Raw genomic sequence first — 321 nt, 5'->3', positions numbered from 1 at the left:
GGTGTTGGGTTCGGTGTTGTTGGCGGGCACGGCGTTTGTGGAGTTGGTGGTGTATGCCGGGGACCAGGTGGGTTGTGCCCTGGTGCAGGAGTTGACGCTGCAGACGCCGTTGGTGTTGCCCGAGCAGGGCGGGGTGCAGGTGCAGGTGTGGGTCGGCGGTCCCGACCAGGATGGTCGGCGGCCGGTCAACGTGTACTCCCGGCCGGAGGGCGTGGAGGGTGTGGGGGGTTCGTGGGCTCGCCACGCCACGGGTGTGTTGAGCTCGCAGGCTGGTCGGGTTGCGGCCGGGTTGGGGCAGTGGCCGCCGGCGGATGCGCGGCC

General features: G+C 70.7%; 1 pseudogene. It reads left to right on the top strand.

Annotated elements, in window-relative coordinates:
• Positions 1-321 (top strand): annotated as a pseudogene (locus tag ACLQ2W_RS33945) (hypothetical protein); the annotation flags it as partial.

Origin of the sequence: Micromonospora sp. DT227, assembly GCF_049841835.1 — a bacterium.
GTDB lineage: Bacteria > Actinomycetota > Actinomycetes > Mycobacteriales > Micromonosporaceae > Micromonospora.
The sequence above is the reverse complement of the archived record's forward strand: the minus strand, read 5'-3'. Positions and strand labels throughout refer to the sequence as shown.